Source organism: Streptomyces sp. NPDC057900, assembly GCF_042887885.1.
GTDB lineage: Bacteria > Actinomycetota > Actinomycetes > Streptomycetales > Streptomycetaceae > Streptomyces.
The window spans coordinates 998,682-1,023,345 of record NZ_JBHVOI010000002.1 but is presented as its reverse complement, the minus strand read 5'-3'; the positions used below and the strand labels follow the sequence as shown (position 1 = coordinate 1,023,345).

The following is a 24,664-nucleotide window of genomic DNA, read 5'->3' as shown; positions in this document are numbered from 1 at the left end:
TCTCCTCCGGGGCATCCTGAGAAGGGTGCAGCGACGGATACTGGCGGGATCCGTACGGCGGCGTACCCGAGGGGTACGCGGCTCCCCCGCGGCCCTGGGGCCCGGAGGACGAACTGTCAGTTTCACGACTCAAAGCAGGTTCTCCCGATTGGCTCCGCCGCCCGTACTTCCCCGTGCCGCAGGCCGGGGGACGGGCCAGGGCCTGTCCGGCGGATCATGGCCGGGCAGGCCCTACGAGGTGCTGGGCGCGCGAACCACCTTACTGGCCACGGCCGACAGACATCCCGCCACCGGGGGAAACGACTGCGTACCCCCCGGACGGACAGGGGGCATTACGGGATCGGACGTGGCACATTACTTGCCAGGTCGACCGCTGTCGGCACCCGGTTGGGGTGACCGCGACATGGTGGCACAGATCACAGCGACGGCCATTCCGCCCAGCATGAAGAGCGCGAGGCCCAGTTCGTCACCGAATACGTAGTCGCCCTCCGGGCGGCCACCCAGCAGAACGACGACCGAAATCAGCCACCCCGCGGCGGGTGCCAGAGCGCCCGGCTGCGTACCCATGAGACACCGGCCACCGTAGAAGAGTCCGCCGGTCGCCAGCAGCGCCAGCAGCAATCCGCCCGGGAACCAGGCGGGTTGGACCAGGGCCCCGGCGATGCCCACGAACGCGCCGAGGACCGCGAGGCCCAGCAGGGCGGCGATCCGGCGCGGGTTGGGAGGAGCGGCCAGGCCAGTGGCCTGAATGTCCCTCGGAGGCGCGTTGGTCCGCGCGGCCCGCGACCTGCTGCTGCTCACTGGTCCGCTCCCGTCACGCCGGCGAAGAGATCGCGTTCCCGCGTCCCCGGAGCGGCGCCGGGGGTGCCGCTCACCAACTCGTAGTACTCGGTGGTGAGAACAGGCTGGCCAAGGTCGTTCGAAAGGGCGAAGAAGGAGCCGCTCAGCGCGATCTGGGTGGCGTGCGCCCGCATCGCCGCGGCCTTGGCGGCCGCGTGGGCGCTGCCGTCGATCTCGGTGGTGATCAGGGTGTCGTTCACCACACCCGGCACGTCGTCGATCGCGGCGATGCCGGGGAAGGTGTCGGGGGCGGTGGCCCGGAGGTTGGCGAAGGCGTCCTCCGCGGTGGTGCGCGGCACCCGGTTCCAGTAGATCTTGGCGATGGTGTGCGGGGCGCCGGAGTCCGCGCGGTAGCCGGGGTCCGCGGCCAGTTCGGCGGCGCGGGTCGCGACCCGGTGCGCCTGGATGTGGTCGGGGTGCCCGTAGCCCCCGTCGGGGTCGTAGGTGACCAGGACCTGGGGGCGGACCGAGCGGATCACCTCCACGAGGTACCCCGCGGCCTCGTCCACGTCGGCGGACCAGAAGGCGCCCGGACGTTCGTTCTGCTCCGCGCCCATCATCCCGGAGTCACGGAACCGGCCGGGGCCGCCGAGGAAGCGGTGGTCGGTGACGCCCAGCTCCTTCATCGCCGCCGCGAGTTCGCGCTGTCGCCAGGGGCCCAGGGCGTCGTCCCGGTCGGCCGCCAGGTGCGCGAGCGCGGGCGGGATGACCTCGCCCTCCTCGCCGAGCGTGCAGGTCACCAGCGTGACCAGGGCGCCGTCGGCGGCGTACCTGGCCATGGTCGCGCCGTTGTTGATCGACTCGTCGTCGGGGTGCGCGTGCACCAGGAGCAGACGCCGGGCGGGAAGGTCCGTCATGGGGACCACCCTACGAGCCGACGGCCCCGATGACCGACGGCGCCCACGCTCCGGGCGCCGACGAACCACGAACGCTCGGCGCCGCCACAGCTCGGCACCTTCTCAGACGGACGGCTGCCGCTGTCAGAACTTCAGCCCTCCGATCATGCCCGCCACGTTCGTCGTCACCTCGGAGATCGTGGGCGCGATGGACGAGCTGGCGAGATAGAAACCGAGGAGCATGCAGACCACCGCATGTCCGCCCTTCAGTCCGGATTTCCGGACCAGCAGGAAGACGACGATCGCCAGCAGCACCACCGCCGAAATCGAGAGTGCCACGGCGGTTCACCTCCATCAGTACGGTCGGGACGGGCAGCACGCATGGAGCCAGCAGGTTCATACCCACCGAGCGCTACGGATCATAACTATCCGTGGCAAGGCATTGATCGGGGCACAGCAGCACGAGGGGCGCACGGCCCGAGCCCGGCCGATAGGTTCGGCTCATGACTTCGTCAGAGATCACCTTTCCGCTCCAGCAGGCCCGGACGATGCGATTCACCCTCGGCGCACCCCGCGCCTTCACGGTGTCACCCGATGGTGAGCGGGTGATCTTCCTGCGCTCCGGCTCCGGAACCGACGGCGCGAGCCGGCTCTGGACCCTGGACCTGACCGGCGACGGCGCACCGAGGGAGCGCGTGGTGGCCGATCCCGCGGTGCTGCTGGGCGGTTCGGCGGAGCGGCTCTCGGTGCAGGAGCGGGCCCGGCGCGAGCGGAGCCGCGAGGGGTCGTCGGGGATCGTGGGCTACGCGCTGGACGCGGCAGCCGAGTTGGCGGCGTTCGCGCTCTCCGGGAAGGTGTACGTCGCCCAGCTGCGGGCGGGCACGGCGCGTGCGCTGCCGGTGCCCGGTCCGGTGATCGACCCGCGCCCCTCCCCGGACGGACGACACATCGCATACGTGTCCAAGGGCGCGCTGCGCGTCGTGGGGTCCGGGGGCGAGGAGGACAGGGCGCTCGCGGAGCCGGAGGACGCGCAGGTCTCCTACGGCCTCGCGGAGTTCATCGCGGCCGAGGAGATGCAGCGCTCGCGGGGCTTCTGGTGGTCGCCCGAATCGGACCGGCTGCTGGTCGCCCGGGTCGACGACAGCCCGGTGCGGCGGTGGTGGATCTCCGACCCGGCGCATCCGGAGCGCAAGCCCTCCGAGGTCGCGTATCCGGCGGCCGGTACGCCCAACGCGGACGTACGGCTCTTCGTCGTGGACCTGGCGGGCGAACGCACCGAAGTCGTCTGGGACCGGGCCCGGTTCCCCTATCTGGCCCAGGTGCACTGGTCGTCGGCGGGGGCGCCGCTGCTGCTGGTGCAGGCCCGTGACCAGCAGAGCCAGCTGCATCTCGCGGTGGACCCGGAGACCGGCACGACCCGGACCGTGCACGTCGACGAGGACCCGGTCTGGCTGGACCTGTTCCCGGGAGTGCCCGCGTGGGCGCCGGACGGACGGCTGGTGCGGATCGCGGACGAGGGCGGGGCGCGGGTTCTCGCGGTCGGCGACCGGCTGCTGACCGGGGCGCAGTTGCAGATCCAGTCGGTGCTGGACATCGGCGGCTCGGACATCCTGGTGGCGGCCTCCGCAGGGGAGACGGCGGCCGCTCCGGAGATCGGCGAGACCCATGTCTACCGGGTCAACGAACTGGGCGTGGAGCGGGTATCCGAGGGGGTGGGCGTGCATACCGCGGTCCGGTCCGGCGGGGTGACGGTGCTGGTGTCCACCTCCCCGGACCGGCCGGGAGCGACCGCCCGGGTGCTCCGGGACGGCAAGCCGATCACCACCGTGGCGAACCACGCGGAGCAGCCGGTGCTGTCCGTCCGGGCGCGGTTCACCGAAGGGGGCGCACGGCGGATTCCGTGCGCCGTGCTGCTCCCCACCGGGTACAAGGAATCGGACGGTCCGCTTCCGGTTCTGATGGATCCGTACGGCGGGCCGCACGGCCGCCGGGTGGTCGCCACCCACAACACGCATCTCACCTCACAGTGGTTCGCGGACCAGGGTTTCGCCGTGGTCGTCGCGGACGGCCGCGGCACCCCGGGCCGCTCCCCCGGCTGGGAGAAGGCGGTCAAGAACAACATCGCCCTCACCGTCGACGACCAGGTGGAGGCGGTGCACGCCCTCGCGGAGCGGTTCCCGCTGGATCTGAACCGGGTGGCCATCCGGGGCTGGTCGTTCGGCGGGTTCCTGGCCGGCATGGCGGCGCTGCGGCGGCCGGACGTCTTCCACGCCGCGATCGTCGGCGCCCCGGTGACCGACCAGCGGCTCTACGACACCCACTACACCGAGCGCTATCTCGGGGACCCGGCGAAGCAGCCGCAGGTGTACGCGGACAACTCGCTGGTCACCGACGAGGGGCTGTCGCACGCCGCCGAGCAGGCACGGCCGATGATGATCATCCACGGGCTGGTGGACGACAACGTGGTGGTCGCGCACACGCTGCGGCTGTCCTCCGCGCTGCTGGCCGCGGGGCGGCCGCACGAGGTGCTGCCGCTGAGCGGGGTGACCCATCTGCCCCGGCAGGAGAAGGTGGCCGAAAACCTACTGCTGCTCCAGGTGGACTTCCTGAAGCGGTCCCTGCCGGGCCCGGCCTAGGGCCTCCCCGCTACCAGCCCGGCGGCGGCTGGGAGGGCGGCGGGGGCGGTCCGAAGCCGCCGCCCTGCGGGTAGCCGTATCCCGGTCCCGGGGCGGGCGGCCGCTGCCCCGGGTTCGGGCCGTCGTCGTCCGGTCCGGAGTGCGCCTCGGAGCCGTACCCAGGTGTTCCGTATCCGCCGTATCCGGGGGTGCCGTACCCCGGCTGCCCGTATCCGGAGCCGTACCCCGGTTTCAGCGGGCCGGGGACGTCCGCGAAGCCCCTGGGGGCCAGCGCGATGAGCACCAGGACGGCGACGAACGCCTCGAAGAACCAGCTGGCCAGCGTGAGCTGGGTCTCGGTCGACAGCGAACCGAAGTGGTCGAACAGTTCGTAGTGCACGGTCATGGCCACGCCCGACACCCCGCCGGGCAGCAGCAGCGCGGCCGCCACCAGGCCGAACGGTCTTGAGTGCACGGCGTGGGAGAGCGCGCTCACCCCCGCGAACAGGCAGAACAGGGCCGTCAGCACGCTCGCCCAGCCCAGGGGCGGGTCGACCAGCGCGTGCGTGAGCCGGTCGCCGCCCAGGTACCAGTCGGGGAAGATCTCCGGGTACTTCACGACCTGGCGGATCTGCCAGGCGACCAGCACCGCCCCGGCCGCGCACAGCAGCAGGAACGCCGTGACCGAGGCGCCCGGTCCCGGCCGGGTGGGCAGTCGCTCGTAGGAGCCGTCCGGCGGACGCCGCCCGGCCCCCGCCGTGATGAGGAGCGCGATGCCCGCCGCGAGGGCGGCGAAGGCGCTGATCAGCGCCCGGCCGCGCAGGTCGTCCGAGTACGACGACTCCATCGCGCGGCTGCCGATGCTCCAGAGGCCGGGCAGCCGTACGGCCACCGTGACCACTCCGGTGGCGACGAGCACCGTGGCGGCGACGGCGGAGCGGAGCGCGGCGACGGCGGCGACCACGTAGACCACGAGCAGCACGGCGTCCGTGGCCGTGGTCGCGGCCAGCGCGCGGGGGTGGGCATCGGGGAAACCGGCCCAGTAACGCAGCAGTTCGCCGAACTCCACTGCCCTGATGTCCCGTACGAGCCAGCTCGCGACGATCACCGCCAGCACGCCGCAGAGGACGGAACCCGTGGCTCTTGCTCCCCGCGTGAGTATCACACCGGCGATACTCCACCGCGCCCCGGCCTTCCGACAAGAGGGCCGTGATGGCGCGGTCCTGTCGGGCGGCCGGCCGGGGGACTTGACGTTCCCCGGCCGGCCCACGGCACCCGCACGGCCGTACGTCGTCCATGGTGACGGGTCCGTATATCGGACGTGCGACAGGCGAGTTGCCCGTGCGTTAACGCGTGCGGGGGTCAGCCGGCCCGGGTGCTGCCGGCCGGCGGCGGCTCCTCACCGGGCTCCGGGGGCCCGGCATCCGCGTCGCCCCCACCGGAGCCACCGTCCCCGCCGTCGCCACTGTCCGCGCCGGGCTGGTCCTGCGGCGCCGGGGGCGAGGCCGGCGGTCTGCGGGCCTCCTTGTCCACCTGTTCGACGTCCGGACCGGGGCCGCCCTCCCCCGGTGCCGCCTCCAGCGTGCCCTCCGGCGGCACCACGCGCTTCTCCTCCGCGAAGTGACAGGCCGAATCGTGCCGGGCCGGGGTGTCCGTCAGCCGGAAGACCGCCGGGACGGCCAGCAGCGGTACCTCCAGCTCGCACCGCTCCTGCGCCTTCCAGCAGCGGGTGCGGAAGCGGCAGCCGGACGGCGGGTTGGCGGGCGAGGGCACGTCTCCGTGCAGGATGATCCGCTCGCGGTACTCCCGCGCCATCGGGTCCGGCACCGGCACGGCGGAGAGCAGCGCCTGGGTGTACGGGTGCGTGGGGTGCTCGTAGATCTCCTCGTCGGTGCCGATCTCCGCGAACCGGCCCAGGTACATCACCCCGACCCGGTCGGAGATGTGCCGCACGATCGACAGGTCGTGCGCGATGAACACGTAGCTCAGGTCGAACTCCGACTGGAGCCGGTCCAGCAGGTTGACGACCTGCGCCTGGACGGAGACGTCGAGGGCCGAGACCGGTTCGTCCGCGACGATGATCTCGGGGTTGAGCGCGAGGCCGCGGGCGATGCCGATGCGCTGGCGCTGGCCGCCGGAGAACTGGTGCGGATAGCGGTTGATGTACTCCGGGTTGAGACCGACGACGTCGAGCAGGTCCTGGACCTTGCGCCGGCGGTCGCCCTTGGGAGCCACCTCGGGGTGGATCTCGTACGGCTCCCCGATGATGTCGCCCACCGTCATACGCGGGTTGAGCGAGGTGTACGGGTCCTGGAACACCATCTGGATGTTGCGGCGCACGGCCTTCAGCGCACGGCCGGACAGCTTGGTGATGTCCTCGCCCTTGTACCGGATCATTCCGGCCGTCGGGTCCTCCAGGTGCACGAGCAGCCGGGCGACGGTCGACTTCCCGCAGCCGGACTCGCCCACGATGCCGAGCGTCTCGCCGGCCGCCAGGTCGAAGGAGACCCCGTCGACCGCCTTGACGGCCCCGATCTGCTTCTTGATCACGATGCCCCGGGTGAGCGGGTAGTGCTTGACGAGGTCGCGCACCTCCAGGATCGGTTCCTTGCCCGCCTGGGCGCTCGTCTCGCGTGACTTGGCCAGCAGGGCGCGTGCCACCTCGCCCTCCTGGCGCGCTTCCCTGCGCCCCGAGTGATCAGCGTGCATCGAGCGTCTCCTTCCAGAAGTAGCAGGCGCTCTGACGGTTCGCGGCCACGTCGAACAGCGGCGGTACGTCGGTGCGGCAGACGTCCTGGGCCATCGGGCAGCGCGGGTTGAAGGCGCAGCCGGGCGGGATGTGCAGCAGGTTGGGTGGCAGCCCCTTGATCGCGTAGAGCTCCTGGCCCTTCTGGTCCAGGCGCGGGATCGAGCGGAGCAGGCCCTGGGTGTAGGGGTGCGCGGGTGCCTGGTAGATGTCGTGGACGGGTGAGGTCTCGACGATCCGGCCCGCGTACATCACGGCGATCTTGTCCGCGACGTCCGCGACGACGCCGAGGTCGTGGGTGATCAGGATCAGGCCCATGTTCAGTTCGCGCTGGAGTTCCGCGAGCAGGTCCATCACCTGGGCCTGGACGGTGACGTCGAGTGCGGTGGTGGGCTCGTCCGCGATGATCAGCGAGGGTTCCAGGGCCAGCGCCATCGCGATCATGATGCGCTGGCGCATACCGCCGGAGAACTGGTGCGGGTAGTTGCCGACGCGTTCCTTGGCGGCCGGGATGCGGACCCGGTCCATCAGCTCGACGGCCTTGGCCTTCGCCTCCTTGCGGGATGCCCCCCGGTGCACCACGAACATCTCGCCGAGCTGCTCCCCCACCGTCAGCACGGGGTTGAGGGAGGAGAGCGCGTCCTGGAAGATCATGGCCATCTCCTGGCCGCGGATCTTCCGGCGCTCCTCCTTCTTCAGCTTGAGCAGGTCACGGTCCTTGAAGAGGATCTCGCCGCCGCTGATCTTTCCCGGCGGCATGTCGAGGATGCCCATGATCGCCTGTGCGGTGACCGACTTCCCGGAGCCGGACTCCCCGAGCACGGCGAGCGTCTCACCCTCGGACACCGAGTAGTTGACCCCGTTGACGGCCTTGGCGACCCCGTCCCGGGTGTGGAACTCCACGTGCAGATCGCGCACTTCGAGCAACATGGCAGCGGACTCCTCAGCGCAGCTTGGGATCGAGGGCGTCGCGCACCGCGTCGCCGAGCATGATGAACGCGAGCACGGTGATCGCCAGCGCGCCGGCCGGCCAGAGGAGCATGTGCGGGGCGTTGCGGATGTTCTGCGAGGCGGACGAGATGTCGATGCCCCAGCTGACCGTGGGGGGCTTCAGTCCGACGCCGAGGTAGGAGAGCGTCGCCTCCAGCGCGATGTACGTGCCCAGCGCGATGGTGGCGACGACGATGACGGGCGCGACCGCGTTGGGGGCGACGTGCCGCAGCAGCATGCGGGAGTTGGACGCTCCGAGGGCGCGCGCCGCCTGCACGTAGTCGTGCTGTTTCGCGGTGATGACCGCGCCTCGGGCGATCCTGGAGATCTGCGGCCAGCCGAGCAGGACCATGAAGCCGATGACCGGCCAGACGGTGTTGCTGGTGACCACGGAGAGCAGGACCAGACCGCCGAGCACCACGGGGATGGCGAAGAAGATGTCGGTGACGCGCGAGAGGATGGCGTCCGATGCCCCGCCGAAGAAGCCCGCGAGTCCGCCGAGCAGCCCGCCGAGCAGCGCCACCCCGAGCGTGGCGCAGACGCCGACGGTGACGGAGGCCCGCGCCCCGTAGACGACCCGGGTGTAGACGTCGCAGCCCTGCGCGTTGAACCCCATGGGGTGGCCTGGCTGGGAGCCCTGCTGGGCCTTGGCGAGGTCGCATTTGAGGGGGTTGCCGGACGCGATGAGCGAGGGCCAGATCGAGATGATGACCAGGAAGACGATGATCAGGGCCGAGGCGATGAAGACGGGGTTGCGGCGCAGGTCGCGCCAGGCGTCGGCCCACAGGCTCCCGGCCCGTTCCCTGGGCGCGCCGCCCTCCGGGCCCTCCGGTGTGTCCTCCAGGGTGGTGCCCTCGCTCATGGCCAGGTCCGCCGCTCCGCCGGCACCGGTCCCGGCGATCGCGTTCTGGGGCTCGGGCTGAGGTTCAGGCATAACGGATCCTCGGGTCGAGTACGGAGTACAGGAGGTCGACGACCAGATTCGCGATGAGGAAGACCAGCACCAGGATGGTCGCGAAGCCGACCACGGTCTGGGTGTTCTGCCGCAGGATGCCCTGGTAGATCTGGTATCCGACGCCATGGATGTTGAAGATGCGCTCGGTGACGATCGCGCCGCCCATCAGCGCGCCGATGTCCGTACCGATGAAGGTGACGACCGGGATCAGCGAGTTGCGCAGCAGGTGGCGGACGATGACGCGGCGTCTGGGCAGTCCTTTCGCCACGGCCGTGCGGAGGTAGTCGGCGCGGGAGTTCTCGGCGATCGATGTCCGGGTGAGGCGGGTGACGTAGGCCAGGGAGACCGAGGCGAGCACCAGACCGGGCAGGATGAGTTCGTCGAACGGCGCTTCGGAGGAGACCGTCGGGGAGATGACGGACCATCTCACCCCGAGCAGGTACTGGAGTACGTAGCCGGTGACGAAGGTGGGGATCGCGATCACGACGAGCGTGGCGACCAGGACCGAGTTGTCGACGACGCGGCCCCGCCTCAGGCCGCTGATGACGCCGAGTGTGACGCCCACGATGATCTCGAAGAGGATCGCGACGATGGTCAGCCGCAGGGTGACCGGATAGGCGGACGCCATCAGCTCGGTGACCTTCTGCCCGTTGAAGGCGGTACCGAAGTCGCCGGTGAACACGTTGCCCATGTAGGTCAGGTATTGCTGCCAGACGGGCTTGTCCAGCCCGAATTCCTTCTGCAGCTGGGCGGCCGTCGTCGGGTCGCACTGCCGGTCGCCGCAGAGGCCCGCGATCGGGTCGCCCATCACGTTGACCATCAGGAAGAGCAGCAGCGTCGCTCCGATGAAGACCGGAATCATCTGGAGCAGACGACGGATCACATAACGCCCCATGTCACCCTCCGCGCTTCGATCGGGCAGTGGACTCCGGCCGGCGCTCGCTCCGCGGTGGATCGGGACCTGATGGACGGTCGCATCGCGCGGTCACCTCCCTGTTGCCGTGAACCAAATAACATCCCATTTCACACGAAATAGCACCTTCTGTGCACCCTCACGGGAGCGCGGAGGCACCGGAAGGGGCCAACCGTGTGACGGGCGCCGGGACCGGCGGAACGCACCGCGGCCCGGCACACCCTCGCGGGGCGCCGGGCCGGGGCACTAACGGGTCACTTGACCTTGATCTCGCTGTAGACCGGCACGCTGAACGGGTTCAGCGCGACGTTCGAGACGTTCGTGGAGTAGCCGGCGCTGCCGTTCTGGTACCAGAGGGGAATGGCCGCCATGTTGTCCCGGACCACGGCCTCGGCGTCCTTGAAGGTCTTGACCGCCTGGGCCTTGTCGGACTCGGCGTTGGCCTTGTTGACCAGGTCGTCGAACTTCTTGTCCGACCACTTCCCGTCGTTGGACGAGGCGTTGGTGTAGTAGAGCGGCTGCAGGAAGTTCTGGATGAGCGGGTAGTCCATCTGCCAGCCCGCGCGGAAGGGGCCGGTCATCTTCTTCTGGGTGATCTTGTTGCGGAAGTCCGCGAAGGTACCCGTCGGGCTGCCCACGCAGGCCTTGTCGTTGCCGAGCGCGTTGTTGATGCTGTTGCAGACCGCGTCCACCCAGTCCTTGTGGCTGCCCGTGTCGGCGTTGTAGCCGATCTTGACCTGGCCGCCGGGGATGCCGCCGCCCTGGGAGATGAGCTTCTTGGCCTCCGCGGGGTTGTAGTCGCACAGGCTGCCGCAGAAGCCGGACTGGTATCCGCCCGAGTCCCCCAGCACCGGCGAGGTCCAGTCGGTGGCGGGCGTCCGGGTGTTGTTGAAGATCGTCTCGGTGATCTGCTTGCGGTTGATGGCCATGGAGAGGCCCTTGCGGACCTTGTCGCTGTCCGCCTTGTCCCACGCCTTGTCGTAGAAGGGGAAGGCCAGGGTCTGGATGATGCCCGCGGGGGTGTTGATGTAGCGGTCGCCGAGGTCCGCCTTGACGTTCTTGAGCTGCGCGGCGGGAACGTCGTCCACCAGGTCGAGGTTGCCGGCCACCAGGTCGGTGTAGGCGGTGTTGTTGTCGGTGTAGACCTTGAGGTCGATGCCGCCGTTCTGCGCCTTGTCCGACCCCGGGTACTTGTCCCACTTGCGCAGGGACATCTGCGAGCCCTTGGTGTACGACTTGATGGTGTAGGGCCCGTTGCCGATCGGCTTCTTCAGGTAGGCGGCATGGTCGTCGAAGAAGGCCGTGGGCAGCGGGGCGAACGCCGCGTAGCCCAGCGTCTCTGGCCACAGGGAGAACTTCTGGCTGAGCTTGACGGTGAACGTCCTGGCGCCGGTGACCTTCAGCCCGGACATCGTCCCGGCGGCCTGGGCACCGGAATCCGGGTGCACCTTGTCGTAGCCCTCGATCTGACCGAAGAAGTAGGCGTTCTTCTGGTTGTTCTTGAGGCTCGCACCGTAGTTCCACGCGTCCACGAAGGACTTGGCGGTGACCTTCTCGCCGTTGGAGAACGTCCAGCCGTCCTTGACGGTGATGTCGAAGGTCTTCGAGTCGGACGTGGCGATCTTCTCCGCCAGCATGTCCTCGGCGGCGCCGGTCTTGGGGTTGTACCGCTTGAGGCCCCGGAAGACCATGTCGAGGACCTTGCCGCCCTGCACCTCGTTGGTGTTCGCCGGCTCCAGCGGGTTCTGCGGGTCACCCCACGAGGAACTCACCACCCCATTGGCACCACCACCGCCGCCACCGCTGTCGCCCCCGCCGCCGCAGGCGGTCGCCGCCAGGGCGACGGCGACCGCGCATGCTGCCCACTTCGCCTGTGTGGCTCCGCGCATGGAGTGCCTCCTCGTAGTGCTCGTCTTACGTCAGGTCAAATATCACCGCATACCGGCGCCTACGCATATTTACCCCCGCCATCCGGGCACTCCAGGAGTCACCCGGACGGCGGGAGCGCGCGCCGAGCGGACACTTTTGGCGCGCGCATGCCACTCACCACGAGAGCCGCGACCCGCCTGACGAGCGGCGAAGCGGTAACGGCAACACAACGAACGCGCATCGGCCCGGGCCCCGCCGGAGCGGATGCACGGATTCCGAGACACGGCCGCCCGTATATCGGACTCATTGACGGATTCCCGCTGGTTCATCCAGAAATTACCCCTGGAAAAGGTAAAGGGAAAGCAATGACATGCCCTATGACTGGTCATGTATAAGTCAAGCTTCCAAAGAGCAGCTCAAGGCGGTCCGACATTCATTGACCCTGCATGAATTGCGTTGAAAAAGTCCGGGTAGCCCGTAGGTGTGCCCTGCGGAGTCCTTCGACCCTCCGGGCCAGGAGCACCATGACGATTCCAACCTCGAACGCGGCAGCCTCTCTTGAGCCGGCCAACGCGGATCCGCACCAGACGCCGGAGCCCTCGGCACTGAAGGGCGGTGACGGGCGTTCTCCGGGCAAGCTGGCCTGGCGGCGCTTCAAACGTGACCGGTCCGGGGTCATTTCGGCCTATGTGGTCATCTTCTTCTTCCTGGTGGCCATCTGCGCGCCGCTGATCTCCAAGGCCTACGGCAAGGACCCGTACACGACCTACGGGCAGAACCAGGACGGCCTGCTCAACGACTTCGGCTTTCCGATCAAGCCCAACGGCGGTATCAGCGGCGACTTCTGGTTCGGCATCGAGCCGCAGCTGGGCCGTGACCTCTTCACCTTCCTCACCTACGGCATCCGCAACTCGCTGTTCATCGCGGGCGTGACGACGCTCCTGGTAACCGTCCTCGGCATCGTGATCGGCGTGACCGCCGGCTACCTGGGCGGGAAGACCGACTACTTCATCGGCCGGGTCATCGACATCCTGCTGGCCTTCCCCTCGACGCTGTTCTTCATCGCGTTCTGGCCCGTGCTCATCTCGGTCCTGGTCTCCCCCGAGGACGCCACCCCGGTCTGGCTCACCGTCACGAGCCTCATCCTGGTCATGACGGCCTTCGGCTGGGCGTCCATCGCCCGGCTCCTGCGCGGCGAGGTACTCGCCCTGCGCGAAAGGGAGTTCGTCGAGGCCGCCAAGGTGACCGGGGCCTCACCCGCACGGATCATCTTCAAGGAACTGCTGCCCAACCTGTGGACGCCGATCCTGATCCAGGCGACCCTCGCTCTCCCCATGTTCGTGAGCGCCGAGGCCGGACTCGCGTTCCTCGGGGTCGGACTGACGGCGAAGACACCCGACTGGGGCGTCATGCTCCAGCGCGGCGCCGACGTCTACCAGGACGACATCACCTTCATGCTCTTCCCCGGAGTCTCGATGGTGGTGTTCGTCCTCGCGTTCAACCTCCTCGGCGACTCGGTCCGGGACGCACTCGACCCGAAGACCAAGCGCTGACAGTTCCGCCCCCGGACCGGAGCGACGGGGCTCCGCCGGATCATTCGACCCTCTTCCCTCTTCACCGACCAGGGCAGGTTGCCATGTCTCTCTCCCGCAGAAACTTCGTCATCGCCACATCCGTCGCGGCGGGTGGCTCGCTCGTCCTCTCCGCGTGCAGCAGTGGCGACTCGGGCGGCGGCGGTGGCAAGGGCTCGCCGGACGCCGGCGCGACCGAGTACACCGGCGCGACCGTCAAGATCGGTACCGCGGAGGACTCGAAGGGTCCCGCCGCCGAGATCGCCGGCGCCAAGAAGGGCGGGACGATCTACGGCATCTCCGAGGACGACTTCTCGCACCTCGACCCGCAGCGCATCTACTTCGCGTTCAACTCCAGCGGCGCCGCGATGTTCGCGCGTGCTCTCACCGGCTACAAGGTCGACGACAAGGGCGGGATGACCCTCGTCGGTGACCTGGCCACCGACGTCGGCACGGCGTCCGACGACAACAAGACCTGGACCTTCACGCTGAAGGACGGGCTCAAGTGGCAGGACGGCAGCGAGCTGACCGTCGAGGACGTCCGCCACGGCATCGAGCGGGCCTGGGCGCCGTTCATCACCGAGGGCGCCGCCTACGTGCAGCAGGCGCTCACCGGCAAGGGTGACTGGCGCAAGGGCTACGAGGGTCCGTACAAGGGCAAGCACCTGGACTCGCTCGTCCTGGACAAGGCCAAGAAGACCATCACCTTCAAGCTGGCCGAGCCCCGTCCGGACTTCAACTTCACCCTGGCCATGAGCTGCTACTCGGCGACGCCGGTGAAGCTGGACACCAAGGAGAAGTACGACAAGCAGCCCGTTTCCTGCGGCCCGTACATCGTCAAGCACCGCACCATCGACAAATCGATGACGCTGACGCGCAACAAGCACTGGGACCCGGCGACGGACCCGATCCGCAACGCCTACCCGGACACCTTCGAGTTCGAGTTCGGCCCCACCTCGCTGGAGTCCGCGGACCGCTTCATCGCGGACCAGGGCAAGGACCAGCAGATGATCTCCATCTACAAGTCCGTGCCGGCCGAGCGCATGCAGAAGGTGCTCTCCGACCCGGAGCTCAAGAAGCGGACCTTCAACGGCCTGCTCACCGGCACGTACTACTACGCGATCAACTGCAAGCGCATCACGGACGTCGAGGTGCGCAAGGCGCTCAACACCGCCTGGCCGCTGGAGCAGATCCGCAAGATCTACGGCGGACCGTCCGCGGGCGACTACGCGACCACGATCCTCAGCCCCGACATCCTGGGCCGCAAGGAGTTCGACTTCTACGGCAAGCTGAAGACGCCCAAGGGTGACGCCGCGGCGGCCAAGGAGATCCTCAAGAAGGCCGGCAAGCTCGGCCAGAAGATCGTCTACACCTACCCGCAGAGCCCCACCTACGACAAGACGGCCGTCGTCGTCGAGAACGCGCTCAAGGCCGCGGGCTTCAAGCCGGTCATCAAGCCCGTCGACTCGACCTCGTACTACGACCAGATCCAGCAGGTCGACAACAGCTTCGACGTCATGTGGTTCGGCTGGTCCCCGGACTGGCCGACCGCCTACACGATGATCCAGCCGCTGTTCGACAGCGCCAACATCGGCAACGGCCAGAACAACGTCTCCCAGGTCAAGGTCGACTGGATCGACGCGGCCATCAAGAAGAACGTCGTCATCGCCGACCAGAAGGCGGCCGGTGCCGCCTGGACGGCGCTGGACAAGCGGATCATGGACGAGGTCGTCCCGGTCATCCCGGAGACCTTCCAGCGCCGCTTCTACCTGTACGGCTCCAAGGTCGGCGGCGCCATGATGGACCCGCAGTTCTCCGCGACGATCATCTACAAGACGTACGTCAAGGCCTGACGAACGGCCCCCGGGGGGCGGGCGGCTCTCGGTCCGGGAGCCGCCCGCCTCCCCTCCTCCCCCTCGGCATCCGTCAGGAAAACCCACTGCCATGCTGCGCTTTCTTCTCCGCCGTGTCGTCGGCGCCGCGGTCATTCTGCTGATCATCAGCGCCCTAGTCTTCGTCCTCTTCTACGCCGCCCCCCGTGACCCCGCCCGGGTCGCCTGCGGCAAGGTCTGCACGCCAGAGACGCTCGCGCTGGTGCGGCACAACCTGGGGATCGCCGATTCGATACCGGTGCAGTACTGGCACTGGCTGCAAGGGATCTTCGTAGGACGCGAGTACACGTCGTACGGGAACTGCCCCGCGCCCTGCCTGGGGTACTCCTTCATCAACCGCGAGCCCGTCTTCGGCACCATCGTGGACCGCTTCCCGACCACGCTCTCGCTCTCCGTCGGCAGCGCCTTCGTCTTCGTCATCTTCGGTGTCGGCGCCGGCATGCTCGCGGCCGTCAAGCAGGGCAAGCCGCTCGACAAGGTCGCGTCCTCCGCCTCGCTGATCGCCTCCTCGATGCAGATCTACATCGTCGGTGTGCTCGCCATGTACTTCCTCACCGACCAGTGGCACCTGCTGGACCGCCCCAGCTACACGCCGCTGACCGACAACCCGGGCGCGTGGTTCTCCGGACTCCTGCTGCCCTGGCTGGTGCTCTCCGTCATCTTCACGGCCAACTACACACGTATGGCCCGCTCCCAGCTGGTGGAGTCGATGAGCGAGGACTACGTGCGCACGGCTCGCGCCAAGGGCCTCTCGCGGCGGACGGTGTTCTTCAGATTCGCCTGGCGCGGGGCCATGGGGCCCATCGTCACCATCTTCGGCCTCGACCTCGGCGTGCTCCTCGGCGGCGCGATCATCACCGAGAAGACCTTCAGCCTCCAGGGCATCGGGGCGCTCTCGGTCAAGGCGGTGTCCACCAACGACCTGCCGACGCTCCTCGGCGTGATGATGGTGGCCGCGGTCGCGATCGTGCTCCTCAACATCGTCGTGGACGCCGTCTACGCCCTCATCGACCCACGCGTCCGCCTCGCCTAGGGAGAGATCCAGTGAGCACCCCCTTCCTCTCCGTACGCGATCTGCGCGTGCACTTCTCCACCGAAGACGGCATGGTCAAGGCCGTCGACGGGCTGTCCTTCGACGTCGAGCACGGCAAGACCCTCGGCATCGTCGGTGAGTCCGGTTCCGGCAAGTCCGTCACCAACCTCTCGATCCTCGGTCTGCACCACCCGGAGCACACCGAGATCGAGGGCGAGATCCTGCTCGACGGGCAGGACCTGCTGGCCGCCTCCGAGCGGGAGCTGGAACGCCTGCGCGGCAACAAGATGGCCATGATCTTCCAGGACGCGCTGGCCTCGCTCTCGCCGTACCACACCATCGGCAAGCAGATCGGTGAGACGTACCGCAAGCACACCGGGGCGTCCAAGCGCGAGGCGCGGGCACGGGCCGTGGAGATGCTCACCAAGGTCGGCATCCCGCAGCCGAACCTGCGCGTCGACGACTACCCGCACCAGTTCTCCGGCGGTATGCGCCAGCGCGCGATGATCGCCATGGCGCTGGTCTGCAACCCCGCGCTGCTGGTGGCCGACGAGCCGACGACAGCGCTGGACGTCACCGTGCAGGCCCAGATCATGGACCTGCTCAAGGACCTCCAGCAGGAGACCGGCACCTCGATCATCTTCATCACCCACGACCTCGGCGTCATCGCCGACATCGCGGACGACGTGCTGGTGATGTACGGCGGCCGGTGCGTGGAGCGCGGTACGAAGAAGGAGGTGCTGCGGGCGCCCCAGCACCCGTACACCTGGGGCCTGCTGGGCTCCATGCCGAGCCTGGAGGGGCCGGTGGACGTACCGCTGTCGCCGATCCCCGGTTCGCCGCCCAGCCTCCTCAACCCGCCGACCGGCTGCCGCTTCCACCCCCGGTGCGCGTTCACCGAGCGGGTCGGCGGCAACCGCTGCTCGACCGAGCAGCCTCCGCTGGAGCTGACCGCCGGTCGCGGGGCCGCCTGCCACCTGACGCCCGAACAGCGCGTGGAGTTCTTCGCGGACTTCGCCGGCGCGCGGACCAACTGACGTACAAGAGACGGGACTTCCCTCCTATGAGCAGCACCGATCCCCTCCTTGACGTCTCCGGACTCACCAAGTACTTCCCGATCAAGGGCGGCTTTCCGATCCGGCGGACGGTCGGCGCGGTCCAGGCCGTGGACGGACTGGACTTCTCGGTGGCCCCGGGCGAGAGCCTGGGCCTGGTCGGTGAGTCCGGCTGCGGCAAGTCGACGACGGGCCGGCTGATCACCCGGCTGCTGGAGCCGACCGGCGGCCGGATCACCTACCGCGGGCAGGACATCAGCCACGCCTCCCGCAAGGAGCTGGCCCCGATCCGGTCCGAGATCCAGATGATCTTCCAGGACCCCTACGCCTCGCTGAACCCGCGCCAGACGGTCGGCAAGATCATCACGGCGCCGATGGAGATCAACGACGTCAACCCGGCCGGCGGCCGCGAGGCCCGGGTCCGGGAGCTCCTGGAGATCGTCGGGCTCAACCCGGAGCACTACAACCGGTTCCCGCACGAGTTCTCCGGCGGCCAGCGCCAGCGCATCGGGGTGGCCCGCGCACTGGCCCTGGAGCCGAAGCTGATCGTGGCCGACGAGCCGGTCTCCGCGCTGGACGTGTCGATCCAGGCCCAGGTGGTGAACCTGCTGCAGAAGCTGCAGAAGGAACTGGGCATCGCGTTCCTCTTCATCGCCCACGACCTGGCGATCGTGCGCCACTTCTCGCAGCGCGTCGCCGTCATGTACCTGGGCCGGATCGTGGAGATCGCCGACCGCGAGGACCTGTACGGCAACCCGCGCCACCCGTACACCAGGGCGCTGCTCTCCGCCGTCCCCGAGGCCACCGCAGACGACGTGCCGGCCCGCGACCGCATCCGGCTGACCGGCGACGTGCCGTCCCCGGTCAACCCGCCGTCGGGCTGCCGCTTCCGCACTCGCTGCTGGAAGGCCACGGACAAGTGCGCGAGCGAGACGCCGCCGCTGGTCCGGGTCGAGGGCAGCCGGGAGGGCCACCTGACGGCCTGCCACTACCCCGAGGAGTCGGGTACGGTCTCCGCCGTCCCGAAGGCGCGTACGGAGTCCGCGGCGCCGGGCAACGACGAGAAGCCGAGCCTCGGCAAGAAGACCGGAGAAGACCCCAAGGCCCGCGGCTGACACCCCTCGCCGCGGCCCCGGGGAAGCCCCGTGGACGACGTACCTGACCGGTCCGTCCGTCCGCGGGGCTTCCCCGGCCCAGGGAACCGAGCACGTCGGCCCATTGACCCGAGCCACCTGCGCGCCCGGTTTCCGGGAATACGGGAAAGGCGCCCGGAACCGATCGGTTCCGGGCGCCTTCTGCTGCCCTGGGTGCGGTGGGCGGACGGTTACGAGGCCGCCGCGCCGACCACGTCCTTCTCCTCCGCGAAGTGGCAGGCCGACTCGTGCGCGGCCGGCGTCGTGGAGGTCTTGAAGCGCTCGGGGATGGCCAGCAGCGGCATCTCCTCGGCGCACTTGGCCTCTGCCTTCCAGCAGCGGGTGCGGAAGCGGCAGCCGGACGGCGGGTTGGCCGGCGAGGGGACGTCCCCGGAGAGGATGATCCGCTCGCGGCCCTCACGGGCCTCCGGGTCCGGGACCGGGACCGCCGACAGCAGCGCCTGGGTGTAGGGGTGCGTCGGGTGGTCGTAGATCTGCGTGTCCGTACCGATCTCGGCCATCTTGCCGAGGTACATGACGCCGACCCGGTCCGAGATGTGCCGGACGATCGACAGGTCGTGCGCGATGAAGAGGTAGGAGAGGTTGAACTCGTCCTGGAGCTTCTCCATCAGGTTGATGACCTGGGCCTGCACCGACACGTCGAGCGCGGAGACCGGCTCGTCGCAGATGATGATCTCGGGGTTGAGCGCGAGGCCGCGGGCGATGCCGATGCGCTGGCGCTGACCGCCCGAGAACTGGTGCGGATAGCGGTTGATGTACTCCGGGTTGAGACCGACGACGTCCAGGAGCTCCTGGACCTTGCGCCGGCGGTCGCCCTTGGGAGCCACCTCGGGGTGGATCTCGTACGGCTCCCCGATGATGTCGCCCACCGTCATACGCGGGTTGAGCGAGGTGTACGGATCCTGGAACACCATCTGGATGTTGCGGCGCACGGCCTTCAGCGCGCGGCCGGACAGCTTGGTGATGTCCTGGCCCTTGAAGAAGACCTCGCCGGCGGTGGCCTGTTCCAGCGTCATCAGGAGCTTGGCGACGGTGGACTTGCCACAGCCGGACTCGCCCACGATGCCGAGCGTCTCGCCCGCGTAGAGGTCGAACGAGATCCCGTCCACGGCCTTGACGGCCCCGACCTGCTTCTTGAACAGGATGCCCTGGGTCAGCGGGAAGTGCTTGACCAGGTTGCGGACCTGGAGGATCGGCTCGCCCTGCGACACGGGGGCGTCGATGGCGGCTACGGCCTCCGCCTCTGTGCCCGCGTCGACCGTCTCCACTTCGGTGACGTTCGGGGTGGCGTCCACGGGCTCCTTCTTCATGTCAGCCATGGATCGTCTCCTTCCAGAAGTGGCAGGCGCTGCCGCGTCCGACCAGCTCGGCGCCGTCCTGCTCGGTCACCGGGGCCAGGGCCGGGATGTCCGTACGGCAGATGTCCTGCGCCATGGTGCAGCGCGGGTTGAAGGCACAGCCCGACGGCACGTGGAGCAGGTTGGGCGGCAGGCCCTTGATCGCGAAGAGCTCCTGGCCCTTCTGGTCAAGGCGCGGGATCGATTCCAGCAGCCCCTTGGTGTAGGGGTGCGCCGGCCGCTTGTAGATCTCGTGGACCGGGGCGGTCTCGACGATCCGGCCCGCGTACATCACGGCGATCTTGTCCGCGACGTCCGCGACGACACCCAGGTCGTGGGTGATCAGGATCAGGCCCATGTTGTACTCGCGCTGGAGCTCCGCGAGCAGGTCCATGACCTGGGCCTGCACCGTCACGTCGAGCGCGGTGGTCGGCTCGTCCGCGATGATCAGGTCCGGTTCCAGGGCGAGCGCCATCGCGATCATGATGCGCTGGCGCATACCGCCGGAGAACTGGTGCGGATAGTCCGAGATCCGGGCCGCCGCGGCGGGGATCTTCACCTGGTCCATCAGCTCGATGGCCTTGGCCTTGGCTTCCTTCTTGGACAGGCCCTGGTGGACCCGGAACATCTCGCCGAGCTGGTAGCCGACGGAGAGGACCGGGTTCAGCGAGGAGAGCGCGTCCTGGAAGATCATCGCGATCTTCTGGCCGCGGATCTTCCGGCGCTCCTCGTAGGACATCTTGAGCATGTCCTGGCCGCGGAAGAGGATCTCGCCCTGCGGGATCCTGCCCGGCGGCATGTCGAGGATGCCCATGATGGCCTGGGCCGTCACGGACTTGCCGGAGCCCGACTCACCGAGCACGGCGAGGGTCTCGCCGGCGTTCACGGTGTAGTTGACACCGTTGACCGCCTTGGCCACACCGTCACGGGTGTGGAACTCCACGTGCAGATCACGGACGTCGAGCAGCGGGCCGACGTGGCCGTCACCCGAGCGCGGGGACGGGACTTCGGCGGTCTTGTCGATGGTGGTCACGTTCACCCTCCTTATCGCGACTTGGGATCGAGGGCGTTACGGACGGCTTCGCCGAGCATGATGAACGCCAGAACGGTGATGCTGAGCATGATCGACGGGTACAGCAGGATGTGCTGCGCGGTACGGATCTGGGCGGCGCCACCGGAGATGTCCATGCCCCACGAGATCGTCGGGTCGGCGAGACCCAGACCGAGGTAGGACAGGGTCGCCTCGGCGGAGATGTAGACGCCGAGCGAGATGGTGGCGACCACGATCACCGGGGCCATGGCGTTGGGCAGGATGTGCCGGAAGAGGATCCGGTTGGTACCCGCGCCCAGCGCTCTGGCGGCCTGCACGTAGTCCGACTGTTTGATCACGATCACCGCACCGCGCATGACACGCGCGATCTGGGTCCAGCCGAGGAACGCCAGGGCGAAGATGACCACCCACACCGTCCGGTCGGAGAACGCCTGCAGCACCACCATGGCACCCAGCAGGAAGGGGATGCCGAGGAAGACGTTGGTGAAGAACCCGGAGAGCAGGGCGTCGACCCAGCCGCCGAAGTAGCCGGCGAGCATGCCGATCAGCCCGCCGAACAGCGTCACCAGGAGCGTCACACAGATACCGACGGTCACCGAGGCGCGGGTGCCGTAGATGACACGTGCGTAGACACTGTGGCCCTGGCCGTCGTAACCGAGCCAGCCCTCGGAGCCGATCTTGCCCAGCTCCGGCTTGCCCAGGTAGTGGTGCACCAGGTCGGCGGAGGTCGGCGAGGCACTGGTGAACAGGCCGGGGAAGACGGCGATCACCAGCAGGATGACGATCAGCACCGACGAGATGATGAAGTACCAGTTGGTACGCAGGTCCCGCCAGGCGTCGCCCCAGAGACTGCGGGCCTTCTCGGTCTTGACGACCGCCGAGGGGTCCGCGAGGGGCGCCTTGGCGTCCTCGGGCGCGGGAGCGGTCTTGGTCACGTCAGGCATAACGGATCCTCGGGTCCAGGACCGCGTACAGCAGGTCGACGATGAGGCTCATGAGGAGGTAGACGAGCACCAGAATGGTGACGAGACCGACGAGCGTCGTGCCCTCGCGCTTCTGGATCGACTCGTAGATCGTGCCGCCGATGCCCTTCACGTTGAACAGGCCCTCGGTGACGACCGCGCCGCCCATCAGGGCACCGAGGTCGGTGCCGAGGAAGGTGATCACGGGGATCAGCGAGTTGCGCATCAGGTGCACGCCGACGATGCGCCGCTTGGGAAGACCCTTGGCGATGGCGGTGCGCATGTAGTCGGAGCGCAGGTTCTCGGCCATCGTCGTACGCGTGAGCCGCGCGACGTAGGCGAGCGAGAGTGATCCCAGCACGATGGCTGGCGCCAGTAGTTCGCTCCATTTGGCCTCACCGGACACGTTCGGCGAGATCCAGTCCAGCTGGAAGGCGAACACCGCCTTGATGATGAAGCCGAGGACGAACACCGGGATCGAGATGATCAGCAGGGTGAAGACCAGGATCACGTTGTCGGTGAGCCGGCCGGCCCGCAGGCCGGCGATCGTCCCGAGGCTGATGCCCACGACGATCTCGATGACGAACGCCATGCCGGCCAGCCGGAGGGTGACGGGGAACGCGTCGCCGAGGACGTCCGTGACGGGACGTCCGCTGGCTATCTGATCGCCGAAATCGAAATGCAGGACGATGCCTGTCATGTAATTCCAGTACTGCTGCAGAATCGGCAGATCAAGGCCCTTTTCATGGCGAAGTCTCGCCAGTGTGGCCGGATCGACACCCTTGTCCCCGAAGAGCCCGCGCACGGGGTCGCCGGGCAGCGTGTAGACCATCAGGAAGATCAGCAGCGTTGTCCCGAGGAAGACCGGGATCATCTGGAGCAGTCGTCGTGCGACATAGCGCCCCATCATGCCTCCATGTAATAGGCAAGCAGCAGCCAACGGGCCCTCCCCCGCACCCGACTTCCCCCTGAGGGTTCGTCGGATGCGTGGAAGGGCCCCCCGGCCACGGCGTGCGGACAGGCGCGGACCGTCTTTCAGCGGCCCCGCGCCCGCGCGCGGACTACGTCGGTGTGGTTACTTCTTGACTTCGATCTTGGTCAGGATCGGGTCGCCGTCCTGCGCGTAATCGACGTTCTGGACCTTCTCCGAGTAACCGGCGTTGACCTTGTAGTACCAGAGCGGGATGGAGGGCATGTAGTTCACCAGCTCCTTCTCGATCTTCTGGTAGGCCGCGACGGACGCGTCGAGGGAAGCCGCGGAGTCGGCCTTCTTGATCTCCGCGTCAAGGCCCTTGTTCGAGAAGTCACCCTGGTTACCGGCTGCGCCGGTACGGAACAGGTCCGAGATGAAGTTCGCGTTCACCGGGTAGTCGAGCACCCAGCCGGAGCGGTAGAGGGACTTGACCTCCTTGGCGTCACGCGCGTTCGTGTCGGCCTGGAAGTCGGCCTTCGAGTCGGTGGTGCAAGCGACTCCGGTGGACTGCTTGATGCTGTTGCAGACCGCCTCGACCCATTCCTTGTGGCCGCCGTCGGCGTTGAACTGGATCGAGATCTTGTTGCCCGGAACGCCGCCACCCTCCTTGATGAGAGCCTTGGCCTTCGCCGGGTCGTACTTGGTGACGTCGCCCGCGGCGTCCTTCTGGTAGCCGAGAACACCCTGGGCGACCCAGCCGGTGGCCGGCTCGCGCGTGCCCTGGAGCACCGTCTTGGTGATGGTGTCGCGGTCGATACCCATCGACAGGCCCTGCAGGACCTTCGGGTCGATGTCCTTGAACTGCTTGGTGTAGAACGCGACGGCGATCGTCTGGATGGACGAGTACGGCTTGTCCACCGCGCGGTCACCGAGGTCGGAACGGTAGACCGGGAGGTCCTTCGGGCCGATCTGACGCAGGACGTCGACGTTGCCCGACTTCAGGTCCTCGTAGGCGGTTTCGAGGGTGGTGTAGTTCTTGAAGATCACACCACCGTTCTTCGCCTTGTCGGCACCCTTGTAGTCGTCGTTGCGGACGACCTTGATCTGCTTCTTGTGGTCCCAGCTGACGAACTTGTACGCGCCGTTGCCGACCGGCTTCTCGCCGGCGGCCTTCGGGTCCGCGTAGAAGGACTCGGGCAGCGGGGAGAAGACCGTGTAGCCGAGCTTGTACGAGAAGTACGGCAGCGGCGAGTTCAGCTCGATGGTGAACGTGTAGTCGTCCACCTTCTTCAGACCGGACATGGCGTCCGACTTCGGCTTGGCCTTGGCGTCATCGGGGTGGACGTCGGAGAAGCCCTTGATGTCACCGAACCAGGACGCGTTGGTCTGGTTGTTCTTGATGTTCGCGGCCCAGTTCCAGGCCTTGATGTACGACTCGGCCGTGACCGGGGTCCCGTCGTGGAACTTCCAGTCCTTCTTGAGCTTGACCGTCCAGAGCTTGCTGTCCTTGGTGTCGACAGACTCGGCGTTGATCATCTCAAGCTTGCCGGACGGGTCGTAGTCGACCAGCTGCGAGAAGATCGAGTCGGTGACGATGCTGCCGTTCGACTCCATCGTGTTGGCCGGCTGCAGCGGGTTCTGCGGCTCACCGACCTCGACGGAGAAGATGCCGTCAGCGTTGACAGCTCCCTTGGAGCCGCCCTTGCCCTTGTCGGCGTCGTCATCCCCGCCGCCGCAAGCGGTCGCAGCCAGGGCGATGATGGCCGCTCCCGCGACCCACTTGGCGCTCTTGGCACCACGCATGGGTTCCTCCTCATGAGTCCACTTTTGACTACAAGAAGGGCACTGGATTGATACACCGACACCCCTGACGGTGATCGTTTCAGTGCCCTGAGTGTGCTCGTGAGTCGGCACTCCCCACAGTGCGTGACC

Annotated in this window: 20 protein-coding genes; 6 read left to right on the top strand and 14 right to left on the bottom strand. The window is 68.1% G+C overall.

The genetic code is table 11. The annotated features are described in order from the left end of the window. Nucleotides 1–354: 354 nt before the first annotated feature. From ACFVQ0_RS11950 to ACFVQ0_RS11940, 3 genes are all read right to left on the bottom strand, one after another. Nucleotides 355–801, bottom strand: a complete 447-nt coding sequence (locus ACFVQ0_RS11950; RefSeq protein WP_390086967.1) for a DUF6113 family protein — start codon at nucleotides 799–801, stop codon at nucleotides 355–357. Then, a complete protein-coding gene (gene mshB, locus ACFVQ0_RS11945) occupies nucleotides 798–1,697 on the bottom strand; it encodes an N-acetyl-1-D-myo-inositol-2-amino-2-deoxy-alpha-D-glucopyranoside deacetylase (protein ID WP_390086965.1) in 900 nt (299 codons plus the stop codon). The genes ACFVQ0_RS11950 and mshB overlap by 4 nt, the downstream gene beginning before the upstream one ends. Nucleotides 1,698–1,820: 123 nt before the next feature. Continuing rightward, entirely contained in the window at nucleotides 1,821–2,015 is a 195-nt protein-coding gene (locus ACFVQ0_RS11940; protein ID WP_073736631.1) for a hypothetical protein, read from the bottom strand. A 209-nt stretch (nucleotides 2,016–2,224) separates the two neighbouring features. On the opposite strand from ACFVQ0_RS11940, the gene ACFVQ0_RS11935 reads away from it, so the two are divergent. Beyond that, nucleotides 2,225–4,312 (top strand): prolyl oligopeptidase family serine peptidase, encoded by a 2,088-nt coding sequence (locus ACFVQ0_RS11935; RefSeq protein ID WP_390087784.1) that lies wholly within the window; start codon nucleotides 2,225–2,227, stop codon nucleotides 4,310–4,312. A 10-nt stretch (nucleotides 4,313–4,322) separates the two neighbouring features. On the opposite strand, the gene ACFVQ0_RS11930 is transcribed toward ACFVQ0_RS11935, so the two are convergent. The 6 genes from ACFVQ0_RS11930 to ACFVQ0_RS11905 all read right to left on the bottom strand — a co-directional run bounded on the left by ACFVQ0_RS11930 (nucleotide 4,323) and on the right by ACFVQ0_RS11905 (nucleotide 11,784). Then, nucleotides 4,323–5,456: a hypothetical protein gene (locus tag ACFVQ0_RS11930; protein ID WP_390086963.1), complete on the bottom strand. Its 1,134-nt coding sequence runs from the start codon at nucleotides 5,454–5,456 to the stop codon at nucleotides 4,323–4,325. 197 nt (nucleotides 5,457–5,653) lie between these two features. Continuing rightward, nucleotides 5,654–7,000: an ABC transporter ATP-binding protein gene (locus ACFVQ0_RS11925; protein ID WP_390086961.1), complete on the bottom strand. Its 1,347-nt coding sequence runs from the start codon at nucleotides 6,998–7,000 to the stop codon at nucleotides 5,654–5,656. Continuing rightward, nucleotides 6,990–7,967, bottom strand: a complete 978-nt coding sequence (locus tag ACFVQ0_RS11920; protein ID WP_390086959.1) for an ABC transporter ATP-binding protein — start codon at nucleotides 7,965–7,967, stop codon at nucleotides 6,990–6,992. Before ACFVQ0_RS11920 ends, ACFVQ0_RS11925 begins: the two co-directional genes overlap by 11 nt. Nucleotides 7,968–7,980: 13 nt before the next feature. Further along, a complete protein-coding gene (locus ACFVQ0_RS11915; RefSeq protein ID WP_390086957.1) occupies nucleotides 7,981–8,961 on the bottom strand; it encodes an ABC transporter permease in 981 nt (326 codons plus the stop codon). Then, on the bottom strand, nucleotides 8,954–9,877 hold the full coding sequence (locus ACFVQ0_RS11910) for an ABC transporter permease (RefSeq protein ID WP_390086955.1): 924 nt from the start codon (nucleotides 9,875–9,877) through the stop codon (nucleotides 8,954–8,956). The genes ACFVQ0_RS11915 and ACFVQ0_RS11910 overlap by 8 nt, the downstream gene beginning before the upstream one ends. A gap of 272 nt (nucleotides 9,878–10,149) precedes the next feature. Then, entirely contained in the window at nucleotides 10,150–11,784 is a 1,635-nt protein-coding gene (locus ACFVQ0_RS11905) for an ABC transporter substrate-binding protein (RefSeq protein WP_390086953.1), read from the bottom strand. Nucleotides 11,785–12,288: 504 nt separating this feature from the next. On the opposite strand from ACFVQ0_RS11905, the gene ACFVQ0_RS11900 reads away from it, so the two are divergent. The 5 genes from ACFVQ0_RS11900 (at nucleotide 12,289) to ACFVQ0_RS11880 (ending at nucleotide 18,430) form a co-directional block, all read left to right on the top strand. After that, complete coding sequence (locus tag ACFVQ0_RS11900; protein WP_390086951.1) at nucleotides 12,289–13,317, top strand: ABC transporter permease; 1,029 nt, start codon at nucleotides 12,289–12,291, stop codon at nucleotides 13,315–13,317. An 83-nt stretch (nucleotides 13,318–13,400) separates the two neighbouring features. Then, on the top strand, nucleotides 13,401–15,188 hold the full coding sequence (locus tag ACFVQ0_RS11895; protein WP_390086949.1) for an ABC transporter substrate-binding protein: 1,788 nt from the start codon (nucleotides 13,401–13,403) through the stop codon (nucleotides 15,186–15,188). A gap of 91 nt (nucleotides 15,189–15,279) precedes the next feature. After that, the gene (locus tag ACFVQ0_RS11890; protein WP_311303443.1) at nucleotides 15,280–16,260 is read left to right on the top strand and encodes an ABC transporter permease; all 981 of its coding nucleotides are present in this window, start codon (nucleotides 15,280–15,282) and stop codon (nucleotides 16,258–16,260) included. A 71-nt stretch (nucleotides 16,261–16,331) separates the two neighbouring features. Beyond that, nucleotides 16,332–17,297 (top strand): ABC transporter ATP-binding protein, encoded by a 966-nt coding sequence (locus tag ACFVQ0_RS11885; protein ID WP_390087782.1) that lies wholly within the window; start codon nucleotides 16,332–16,334, stop codon nucleotides 17,295–17,297. A gap of 26 nt (nucleotides 17,298–17,323) precedes the next feature. Then, entirely contained in the window at nucleotides 17,324–18,430 is a 1,107-nt protein-coding gene (locus tag ACFVQ0_RS11880; protein ID WP_390086947.1) for an ABC transporter ATP-binding protein, read from the top strand. 209 nt (nucleotides 18,431–18,639) lie between these two features. On the opposite strand, the gene ACFVQ0_RS11875 is transcribed toward ACFVQ0_RS11880, so the two are convergent. The 5 genes from ACFVQ0_RS11875 to ACFVQ0_RS11855 form a co-directional block, all read right to left on the bottom strand. Further along, nucleotides 18,640–19,788, bottom strand: a complete 1,149-nt coding sequence (locus ACFVQ0_RS11875; RefSeq protein WP_390086945.1) for an ABC transporter ATP-binding protein — start codon at nucleotides 19,786–19,788, stop codon at nucleotides 18,640–18,642. Further along, nucleotides 19,781–20,839, bottom strand: a complete 1,059-nt coding sequence (locus tag ACFVQ0_RS11870) for an ABC transporter ATP-binding protein (protein ID WP_311303446.1) — start codon at nucleotides 20,837–20,839, stop codon at nucleotides 19,781–19,783. The genes ACFVQ0_RS11875 and ACFVQ0_RS11870 overlap by 8 nt, the downstream gene beginning before the upstream one ends. Nucleotides 20,840–20,850: 11 nt before the next feature. Beyond that, nucleotides 20,851–21,801, bottom strand: coding sequence for an ABC transporter permease (locus ACFVQ0_RS11865; RefSeq protein ID WP_390086942.1), 951 nt, complete (start codon nucleotides 21,799–21,801; stop codon nucleotides 20,851–20,853). After that, complete coding sequence (locus ACFVQ0_RS11860; RefSeq protein WP_390087780.1) at nucleotides 21,794–22,726, bottom strand: ABC transporter permease; 933 nt, start codon at nucleotides 22,724–22,726, stop codon at nucleotides 21,794–21,796. Before ACFVQ0_RS11860 ends, ACFVQ0_RS11865 begins: the two co-directional genes overlap by 8 nt. Nucleotides 22,727–22,894: 168 nt before the next feature. Next, nucleotides 22,895–24,535: an ABC transporter substrate-binding protein gene (locus ACFVQ0_RS11855; RefSeq protein WP_390086940.1), complete on the bottom strand. Its 1,641-nt coding sequence runs from the start codon at nucleotides 24,533–24,535 to the stop codon at nucleotides 22,895–22,897. Nucleotides 24,536–24,664: the final 129 nt, after the last annotated feature.